The 7,109-nt window shown below is 51.5% G+C and carries 7 protein-coding genes; all 7 read right to left on the bottom strand.

The genetic code is table 11. The features are described 5' to 3' along the window. Positions 1-1,007, bottom strand: a 1,007-nt coding sequence (locus tag L691_RS0116445) for a Tex-like N-terminal domain-containing protein (RefSeq protein ID WP_036737264.1), incomplete at its 3' end; no start/stop codon positions are given. Between the two features lie 198 nt (positions 1,008-1,205). Next, on the bottom strand, positions 1,206-1,556 hold the full coding sequence (locus tag L691_RS0116440; RefSeq protein WP_025691534.1) for a type II toxin-antitoxin system PemK/MazF family toxin: 351 nt from the start codon (positions 1,554-1,556) through the stop codon (positions 1,206-1,208). A gap of 3 nt (positions 1,557-1,559) precedes the next feature. Then, positions 1,560-1,841, bottom strand: a complete 282-nt coding sequence (locus tag L691_RS0116435) for a CopG family ribbon-helix-helix protein (RefSeq protein WP_025333624.1) — start codon at positions 1,839-1,841, stop codon at positions 1,560-1,562. Positions 1,842-2,034: 193 nt separating this feature from the next. Beyond that, entirely contained in the window at positions 2,035-3,237 is a 1,203-nt protein-coding gene (gene alr, locus L691_RS0116430; protein WP_025691533.1) for an alanine racemase, read from the bottom strand. A 226-nt stretch (positions 3,238-3,463) separates the two neighbouring features. Next, positions 3,464-4,552, bottom strand: a complete 1,089-nt coding sequence (locus L691_RS0116425) for a LolA family protein (protein WP_025691532.1) — start codon at positions 4,550-4,552, stop codon at positions 3,464-3,466. Between the two features lie 368 nt (positions 4,553-4,920). Further along, the gene (locus L691_RS0116420; RefSeq protein WP_025691531.1) at positions 4,921-5,433 is read right to left on the bottom strand and encodes a UPF0158 family protein; all 513 of its coding nucleotides are present in this window, start codon (positions 5,431-5,433) and stop codon (positions 4,921-4,923) included. A 1,035-nt stretch (positions 5,434-6,468) separates the two neighbouring features. After that, positions 6,469-6,939 (bottom strand): ribose 5-phosphate isomerase B, encoded by a 471-nt coding sequence (rpiB, locus tag L691_RS0116410; RefSeq protein WP_025691530.1) that lies wholly within the window; start codon positions 6,937-6,939, stop codon positions 6,469-6,471. Between the last annotated feature and the right edge of the window lie 170 nt (positions 6,940-7,109).

Raw genomic sequence — 7,109 nt, 5'->3', positions numbered from 1 at the left:
CGGTACGCAGGGTCACCGCCGAGCCCCCGGCGTCCCTTGACCGGCGGCTGCAGCAGCAGGCTCCGCAGGTTGCCGGAGAAGATCGAAATGGCCTGAGTCTCGCCTTTTTCGGTCATCTCCCCGCGCACTTCGCGCTCCACCGAAGGAGCGATCAGCCGCTTGTAGGCATCCTCGGCCACGGCTTCGAGCAGTTCTTTAACCGGTGACGGACCTTTGACCAGCTTGCGTGTGATATGCGCATGGATACGGGCCGCATCCACCTCAATACCAACCTTCAGCACGTTCTCCCGCTCCCCGCGGTTGATGGCGAGGATACGATGCGGCGGCATTTTGTGGACCGGCTCGCGGTAGCTGTAATAATTCTCGTAGACGGATTCCTGCTCCTTGTCCTTCGCCTCAGAGATGAGAATGCCTTGCGAGGCGGTAAATTGGCGCACCCAGGAACGGACCGCCGCATCATCGGCTATGGCTTCGGCAATAATGTCCAGCGCGCCCTGCAGAGCCTGTTCCGCCGACTCCACGCCTTTGACCGGATCGACATATTTTCCGGCCTCCGCTTCCGGGTTTCCGCCGCGCCGCTGCTCCATGATCCAGTCGGCCAGTGGCCCCAGTCCTTTTTCCTTGGCGACGCTCGCCCGGGTCTTGCGCTTCTGGCGGTACGGACGGTACAAATCTTCCACTTCCTGAAGCTTGACCGCTCCCGCTATTTGCTCACGCAGCTCAGCCGTAAGCTTGCCCTGCTCCTCAATAATGCGGATGACTTCACGTTTGCGCTCGCCAAGGGAGCGCAAATAGCTCAGCCGTTCCTCAATATCACGCAGCGCGTTCTCGTCCAGCTCTCCGGTCATCTCCTTGCGGTACCGGGCGATGAACGGAATCGTGTTGCCCTCGTCCAGCAGCCCTGCTGTGGTTCCGACCTGCCGCTCGGACAGGCCGAGCTCTTTTGCAATCTGGCCGATCATCATTTGCCGCTCCCGGCGCGCCGCTTCATCCATAACGGTATTCATGTCCTGTTCAATCAATACGTCTCCCTCTTTTCTACATCCGATACGTCAAATAGTATCATATTTGCCCGAAGGCGTTCCAGCCGAAGAATTTATTGAATAGCCGCGAATATAACTCTGGTCTAGAAGCCCAAAAAAGGCTCACCGCAGAGTTGCGATGAGCCTTTTTACATTTTTATGAAATGGCTGCGCCCGTCCTATTCAAAAATCAATCAGACCCAGACTGATCTGCAGCGAGTCATCCACCTTTTTCATCGTTTCATCGTCAAGATGGGTGATCTTATCCGTTAAGCGCTGCTTGTCGATCGTCCGAACCTGCTCCAGCAGAATGACGGAATCCCGGTCAAAGCCGTGGGATGACGCGTCAATTTCCACATGGGTAGGCAGCTTGGCCTTCTGGATCTGTGCGGTAATAGCTGCAACAATTACCGTTGGACTAAAGCGATTGCCAATATCGTTCTGAATGACGAGAACAGGCCTTACTCCGCCCTGCTCGGAACCCACTACCGGCGAAAGATCGGCAAAGAAAACGTCGCCGCGTTTTACGATCAATATCTACACCCCGCTTACTAAGCGGCCAAGAGTGCTGTCTGCATCTTCCTCGGCAAGGAACGCTTCACATGCCATGGTCAAGTTAATCTTGGCCATTTCCATGTATCCGCGCTGCATGGACTCCCTAATGGAACGCTTCCTCCGTTCGCTGAGATACAGCTTCATGGCTTGCCGGATCAATTCACTGCGATTGGAATTCTCCATCTGGACAATTCCATCCACCTCCTGCAAGAGATGATCGGGCAAGCTGATCATGATTCTTTTGGTGTTCTGCAAATTGGCCAACTTCTCTTCCACCCCCACAAACCTTCTGCCCTTGTATTCCAGTGTAGCATTATGCAAGGAATTTTATACAAGGAATATATGCCGTCAGTATATCAAGTATGCTGCATCCCATTATAAACTAGAAACGGCGGTTCGTATAGACCATAAGTCACAATGTCGTCCACGATTAAATATTCCTTGACAATCTTCCCGCTTAATTTACAGGATTAGGGCTTGGGGCTTGCAATAAGGCATTAACCAGACGGGGAGCCGAGCCTTCGCGAATATAGACGCGCGGCACCCGGTGGGCCAGCATGCAGGTCACCTCGTAGTGAATCGTTCCAAGAAGGAGAGCCAGCTCGTCTGCCGTTATGGAGACGCCAGCCTGGCGGCCGATGAGTACAACCTCTTCGCCGGCTTTGATTTGTTTCGCCTCATTGGCGAAAGATTTGAGCGATACCATACACTGGTCCATGCAGATGGTTCCGACGACAGGAACGCGGCGGCCGCGTATTAGCACCTCCGCCTTACCGCTCAGCATGCGGGAATATCCGTCCGCGTACCCGATGGGCAGCGTGGCAATATATTCGCCGTTGTTCGCGCGGTAGCGGGTTCCGTAGCTGACACCCCAGCTCTCCGGCAGGCTTTTTACATAGACGGCTTTCGTCTTCAGCGTCATGACCGGGTGCAGTTCAACCTGCTGCCTGTTCACCTCGGTCGACGGGTAGAATCCGTATATGCTGACGCCCACACGCACCATGTTCGGAGATAAATGAGGGCTGTCAATGGCCGTAGCGCTGTTGCCCGTATGTATGATCGGGATATGAATCTGTCTTTCCCGAAGCGCTTCCGTCACGCTCATGAACCGTCGGTACTGCTCCAGTGTATAGCTTTTGTCTGCTTCATCCGCTTTGGCAAAATGAGTAAATATCCCCTCCAATTCGATCTGCCGGACACGCTGCGCCTTGTCGATGAACGACGGAGCATCATCCGGAAGAAGCCCGAGCCGGCCCATGCCGCTGTCAATCTTGATATGCACCTTCAGCTTCCGGCTGTCATTCAAAGGAAGTTTAGATGCCGCTTCCAACACTTCCGGGGTAAAAAGCGTCACGGTCACATCGTTCTCCCAGGCGGCGGCAATAGCTTCCGGCGGCGTGTAGCCAAGCACCAGAATCGGCAGGACAATTCCCGCCTGGCGCAGCTCAATCGCCTCATCCAGAAAAGCCACGCTTACATAGTCCGCACCCAGTCGTTCCAGCTCGCGCGTCACTTCCACGGCCCCGTGGCCGTATGCGTTGCCTTTGACGCATGCCATAAACTTCACTCCCGCCGGCAAATGCCGCCGAAAGCTCTCATAATTGGCACGCAAGGCATCCAAATCAATCTCGGCCACGGTCGGTCGATAGCTTTCTTGCACTTCCAGTCACCTTCTCGTTTGTGATAAGCGTCATCCTGCCGAATATACACATTAAACACTTTCTTATTCGTAATGGTAATGCTAACGGAAGGCACTGTCAATGTAAGCGAGGGTTTGACGTTCACCGCGCGAAGGGGGAAGCGTGCAGCCAGCAAAATTATAGCAAAACGGATACCGCATTGTAGAGGAAATCATCCCACAATAAGCAGTATCCGCCTACAATCTTTTATTTACCCGTTTGATCCTGCATAGAAGCGGCGATTTCCATCATTTCACTAGAAGGAAGGTTCGCGCTTGTAATCCGGAACTCCACCCCATCACCCGACATCCAAGTCAAGGTCAGCTGTTCATCCCCGGTCAGTAGTCCCGCCGTAAAACCAAGATCGACGAGTGTTCCCGGCGCGAGCGACACGGCTTGATCAAGCGGGCGCGATTCCATGATCGTGTACTGGTAAATTCCGTCATACCGCAGAAGTACGGCGTGATTGTCACTGTGCTCGACTTTATTGGAATCCTTGAACGTCACGCCTTCCGGAGTATAGCCCGGCTCGATAATGCCAAAATCGCCGAGGTCCGCATTCGCCTGAGCTTGCGTTTCCTCCTGGTTGTCGGCGGCGGGCAGCGGATTGCCGTTCTCATCGACCTGGGCCACCGTATTTTTCGAATCCCCCCCCGAAGCCATATTCTTCTGCATATCAAAAGAATCCGCCGAAAACTCCGGATTGAAAGCGAACTTGTTGAACTTTACATCCACCACTACCTTGGCTTCCGAATCGGATACCTGTACCTGTTTTGGCGCATAGGTCTTTTTGTCTAGCCAGATCTTCTGACGCACCAGGGCGCTGCTCTGATAATTGGCGGCCACTTCGAATACAAAGCTGTCCTTGTCAGCCACGAATTGGCGGTTGTTGTCGGCGACGATGCCTTTCACCAGCGTCTGGTACAGGTAGACCTGCCCTTGGTTGTCCGGCCAATCGCTTTGGAACCGGAAGCTCTTGCCGAGGCTCGGCGTCAGCACGAACACGCCTTCATCGTTGCGGAGCACGATCTGCGTAATGTTCTTCTGCACATTGGCCAGACTGATGCGATAGTAAGAAGGGTTTTTATACCATACCTCAACCTTGTACTCCTGAGGCTGCTCGCCGGTATAGAGGGTCATCGTGCCCTCCCCCTGATAGGCTCCCGTCTTGCTCTCCAGCTTGTCGGCAACGTCGTTCAAATCCTTAACCACAGATGCGGAGTCCTTCTTCCCGCAGCCTGTCATGATCAGGGTAACGCTCATAATGATCGCGAGTACCCATGCAATCCGGCGCATGACATCATCCCCTTAACCTGTTTTGAATGCAGTGATTAGTACATGTCTATGAGGAACTTGGCCGCAATATGCAGACGGGCTTGACAAGCGGGGGCTTGGGAAAATAGAACAATTGCAACAGTATGTTTTTTAAACTCATGCTTATATATGGGGAGCGAGTTCGCCGATATGTACAAAATACCTCAAAAGCCTTGCTATCGCCGTTATAAATAGAATACAGGCCACCGCTAAAGTGACCTGTCGCTGGAAGTGAATCGGGCAACGCCCGTTTTTTCGTATGTATACGATCCCGCATGCGCTATGAACCCGCTTCCAATTTTTCGTGCAACTGAAGGCAGCAGCTCTTGTATCGCAATAGCTTGGATCGTTCATAAACCCTCTTGCTCTTCTCCGCCTATTATCTCTATCTCCATATCAAACTTTGCTTCCATCCACTTTAGTACCCGTTCGCGGTTGCGTTCATACACAAACTGAAAGTAGCGTTCTAGTTCTCCAGGGGTGTCGCCCAGTATATCTTTAAAGCGGCGAAAAACCCCGCGTCCCCCTCTAAGGGACGTTATCAACCGCTCTCTCAGTCGTTCGTCCGATACAATATCTACAAAATCCTCCATATCCCGGTACCCGTCGCTGGAATACCGTTCTGGCAAGCGGAACCAGATTTCGCCGAACCCCTCATCAATCTCCTCTTCCAATTCCTCGTCCTCCGGATGAGAAAACTCATTATTTATGAAGACAACCTCCTTGCTCTCCAAATTTAAAAAAGAATCGATCCCCTCATGCTGCATATCGTAGCTGTCGACAATCTCTCGTAGTTGCGCTTCAGTCAGAATTAGTTTATCGATTCGTTCAAATCTCCTTTCACATTCCCGTATAGGGAGCAACCACTACGCCGTTCGGTATCGCACCGCTTGCTCGTATTTTAGTCCACGCTCCCGTAGGGGGAGCGACTGCCTTCCGCTTCTCCGTCGCTTCCATCAGAGCGATTTCAATCCACACTCCCGCACGGGGAGCGACGTCGATGAGCGTGTCGGCCGCGTTATAGTCACCGGTATTTCAATCCACGCTCCCGCACGGGGAGCAATCGGTATTCTACAAGCAGAGTGACGAGGTTCGAGTATTTCAATCCACGCTCCCGCACGGGGAGCGACTTCAATATCCTGCTTGTCGCGATCCAGATATGTAAATTTCAATCCACGCTCCCGCACGGGGAGCGACAGGTATACCTCAGAACCCTTACGCCGCAAGGGTTTGAAGCCCAAAAAGTGCGAACCCCCGTGAAAACAGTCCACTTCATGACTCTTTAACTACAAAATATCGCAAAAACCCTTGTCCCGCAAGGGGTGCGAACCTCCCCGGGTTTTCATGTGCGCTTCAGGTTCGCACTTTTTGATTAGCAAGAGACAATCGAGAAGAGCTGACAAGAAAAGCCTGTCTTTGTACTCTCCCCCTTGGCTTCTAGCCTATCCAGCTTATCCTCAGAAAGCGGAATACTTGAGGTGGATTTCTTCCATTTTTTTCAAAATAAATATTATCAGCAGTCCTGTTTTTCGCGCTCAAATCATCGGAACCGGGATACTGCTACATCACGCTGATCCGCTTTACGGCAACAGCTTTTTATGTGGTCGCTTAAAGAATATGCCATGCTTAATGAGGAAAGACGGGAGATTTTATAGACATTATTGCAGGAGGACGAGTCATGAATTTGCGGTATTTTGCTAAAAAAGACCAAAAAACAATCGAAGCTCATAGACGAGAAATTGAAAGAATAGACGGGAAATTAAAAGAATACATGAGCCGTTGAGATTTAAATATCATTATCACAGTGATGGCAGCAGCAATTCCGTTGAGGCAAGGACCATCCTGCCGCTCGGGAAGTCAAAAAGCAAATGTTCCAGAGCGGCAAAATCGTCATCCGTTTAAAGCTCGGACAATTTTTTCAAGTGCTTCTCGGATATTTCAACTACTTTGTCAACGCGACGCTTATATTTCTCAACGTCTCCAAGGTGGTCAGTTGTCATCCACACCCTTACGATTTCCAGAGCAAGCGCCGAGCCGATAATTTTTCCGCCGATGCACAGTACGTTGGTGTCGGAGTGAGACCGCGCCAATTCCGCACAGAACGGGTCCTGACAGACCGCCGCGTACACCCCATAGATTTTATTGGCAATCATAGCGCTTCCATAGCCTACACCATCAATAAAAATCCCGCGGTCCACCTTCCCTTCAGCCACTGCCAAAGCCGCAGGATAAATATAATCGGGCAAATCGCAAGCTTCCTCACTATGCGTTCCGAAATCCACTACCTCATGCCCTTGACTGGCGAGTAAAGCCTTTACTTCTTCTTTTAAGGAAAAACCCGCATGATCGCCCGCAACCGCAATTTTCATCGTTAGACGCCCCCAATTTATTGATTTCCAAGTTGATATACAATTCCAGCACTTCTATCTTATCGCTTCGGAACTTCGATTTCCAGTTATTTTCAACCTTACCCGCCTATGAATAATTTCTTTGTAAAAAAAGGAGGCTCACTCTAAAAATTAGCGGTTGAAGTTTTCAA

The sequence above is a fragment of the Paenibacillus zanthoxyli JH29 genome, from assembly GCF_000520715.1.
GTDB classification, from domain to species: domain Bacteria; phylum Bacillota; class Bacilli; order Paenibacillales; family Paenibacillaceae; genus Paenibacillus_AQ; species Paenibacillus_AQ zanthoxyli.
The sequence above is the reverse complement of the archived record's forward strand: the minus strand, read 5'-3'. Positions and strand labels throughout refer to the sequence as shown.